3 protein-coding genes are annotated in these 1,655 nt (G+C 62.4%); 1 reads left to right on the top strand and 2 read right to left on the bottom strand.

What is annotated here, in order from left to right; genetic code table 11:
* Positions 1 to 320 precede the first annotated feature (320 nt).
* Positions 321 to 722: a type II toxin-antitoxin system VapC family toxin gene (locus AC2VOK_RS09145; protein WP_428900189.1), complete on the top strand. Its 402-nt coding sequence runs from the start codon at positions 321 to 323 to the stop codon at positions 720 to 722.
* Positions 723 to 1,054: 332 nt separating this feature from the next.
* Here AC2VOK_RS09145 and AC2VOK_RS09140 read toward each other — a convergent pair whose 3' ends face one another.
* Positions 1,055 to 1,375, bottom strand: a complete 321-nt coding sequence (locus AC2VOK_RS09140) for a type II toxin-antitoxin system PemK/MazF family toxin (protein ID WP_428900190.1) — start codon at positions 1,373 to 1,375, stop codon at positions 1,055 to 1,057.
* Between the two features lie 20 nt (positions 1,376 to 1,395).
* A complete protein-coding gene (locus tag AC2VOK_RS09135) occupies positions 1,396 to 1,638 on the bottom strand; it encodes a hypothetical protein (RefSeq protein WP_428900188.1) in 243 nt (80 codons plus the stop codon).
* Positions 1,639 to 1,655 lie beyond the last annotated feature (17 nt).

Raw genomic sequence — 1,655 nt, 5'->3', positions numbered from 1 at the left:
GGGCAGACCAGCAGCTACCCGCTGCACACAACCAAAACCGTGGTAAAAATCAGACTCGACACACCTCACCGAGTTCAGTCCACGGATCGAGGCTAAGACGGTTCAAATTCGCGACATAGACGACGATATATATGCCGCGTTGGTCCGTCGTGCCGCGGAGGAGCGGATCACGGTGCCCGAGTTGCTGCGCCGTGAGGCGGCCCGGCTGGCGGCGCGCCCTTCGGTTGCGCAGTGGTTGACGCGGACCGGTCGTCGACCCTCGGAGGTTTCCACGACTGAGGTGCTGGAGAGTTTGGATGAGTGGCGCGGCGAGTGGCCCAATGCTGGTCGTTGACGCGTCCTGTTTATTCGAGGTTGTGGCTGACACGCCCCGGGCGGGCGCGATCGGGGCGTGTCTGGCGGCGGACGTCGATCATGTGGCGCCGCACGTGATCGACGTTGAAGTGATGGGGGTCATCCGGGGCCAGTACTTGCGGGGGCGATTGGACGGCACGGCTGCGCAGCAGGCCGTCACTGACTTGCGCGATTGGCCGGGCGAGCGTGTTGGGCACCGGTGGCTGTTGGAGCGTGCGTGGCAGCTGCGGGATTCGGTGCGGGGATGGGACGCCTTGTACGTGGCACTCGCGGAGGCATTCGATGCGACTCTGGTGACGATGGATGAGCGGCTTGCGCGCGCGTATGGACCGATCTGCAGGATCGACGTCCTTAGAGCGGGGAACTGACTAGTCCCAAAGCGTTTGCGCGGCATCGCCATTCGGCTCAAAGCGTCACTGTGACGTATGTGAGAAATCAGAAGGCCGCCGGCCCAGGGGAGCGTCGGGCGAATGCGGTCGACCAAGCCACCGGTCTGCGACCCGCGATGTCGGAATCAAATCAGGTTTGTGTGCGCTAGGCCTCCTCGTGGCGCAGAAGTACTGAGCTTTTTCAACCGATGAAACTGAAATGCTGAGCACGTGCAGCTTATTTGAGCAGACGCAAGTGGTCAAATCCTCTGTACCACATTGTAACTCGTAGTATTAACTGGTAATGGTGCATGTTCGACAGGTGCGAGTTGCTACGCGTGATGCAGGAAGTCGTCGAGCCAGCGCCAAATCTGGCGCATAGATCCTGGTTCGACGCTGCCGGCGCCACCGGTGATTCGCGTGTGGCTGATCGTGCGGGGCTGTTCCGTCATCGCCCATGTCGGTCTCGGCAGCCGTAGTCGCGGCCCGGTGAGCCGGACATGGTGCGCCCAATCGCGATCTCGAGTGGTAGCGGGGACGACGATTACGAGCTCGGGCACGGCCGCCAGATAGCCGCGGGATGCGACGACTACCGCGGACCGCGTCCCGCGTTGCTCTCTGCCCACAGTGGGGTCGAACTGCACCCAGACCACGTTTCCTGGGCTGAGATCGGTCACCGGCCTAGGGCGTCGGCGTCTACGGCGGCCCAGTCTTCCGTTTCTTCGCGCCAGCTTTCTAGGTCTTCGTCAGAAGACTCGCGGTAGGCAGCGGCTACAGCCGCCAGGCGTTTGTTGCGTTCGTGGGTGTCGATGAGTGACTGGAGAAACGATTGAGCGGTGAGCCCCTCGTCGGCGGCATCAGCCGCGATCCTGTCCCGCAGTGCTTTGGGCACCTTGATCGTTGTCACATCAGCCATGCGTTAAGGCTACCTCA

The sequence above is a fragment of the Mycobacterium sp. TH-M116 genome (assembly GCF_057473685.1).
The sequence above is the reverse complement of the archived record's forward strand: the minus strand, read 5'-3'. Positions and strand labels throughout refer to the sequence as shown.